Source organism: Phytoactinopolyspora endophytica (assembly GCF_004138495.1).
GTDB classification, from domain to species: Bacteria; Actinomycetota; Actinomycetes; order Jiangellales; family Jiangellaceae; genus Phytoactinopolyspora; species Phytoactinopolyspora endophytica.
Window position 1 is genome coordinate 142,748 of record NZ_ML142849.1, and the last position, 720, is coordinate 143,467.

Annotated in this window: 1 protein-coding gene; it reads left to right on the forward strand. The window is 71.5% G+C overall.

What is annotated here, in order from left to right:
• On the forward strand, positions 1–720 hold a 720-nt coding region (locus ELR45_RS00655), incomplete at both ends, for a hypothetical protein (RefSeq protein WP_205855626.1).

Below are 720 nucleotides of genomic sequence, written 5' to 3' on the forward strand. Positions count from 1 at the left end.
CGGCCGAGGTGCCGCTGGCCGAGGTGCTCGGTGGAACTCGGCGACCGCTGCGTACTGCCGCCGTCGTGCACACGACCGGGGCCCGGGGCAGCATGCGGCGACAGCTCGAACGAGCAACGGACGTCCCCGCGGTCAAGCTGACCGGTGTCGTCGGAGCGGACGCGTTGCTCGACGCCGCGGTGGTGGCCGCCGAACTGACGGGTGTCCGTATCCCCATCTGGTTGCAGCCATGGGCCGGGACCGGTTCCTTCCGGGGAGAGGAACGGCTGGATCCGGTCAAGCTCGCCGCCGCACTCGCCGACCGGATGGCGTCCGGAGAACTTCCACGTCATGTCGTGCTTCAGTTACCCGCCGGCGCGGAGAACCTCGACGAGCTCCTCGAGGCTCAGGCCGCCGTCGGCGCTCCCGGAGACGGCGCCGATCCGGGCTTGGTAGTGATGGCCGATGTCGGTTCCGCCACAGACGCTGTGCGGGCGGCGGACCGGGGCCTCGCCGCGGTCAATCTCGACCCGCAGCGCCTCGGAGGGCCACTCGGCGTTCTCGACCTCGCCCGCGAGCTGCCGGACCGGATGCGTCTGGCACTGTCCACCGTGTCGCACGTGTCCGACGTCGGCGCCCGCGCGTTCGCCGAGCTGGCGGCTGCGGTGTCGGATATCGACTATTGCGCTCTTGCCGGACGCAGGCGGCCGGGTCACGTGGTGATCGAGCCGGCCCTGAGCC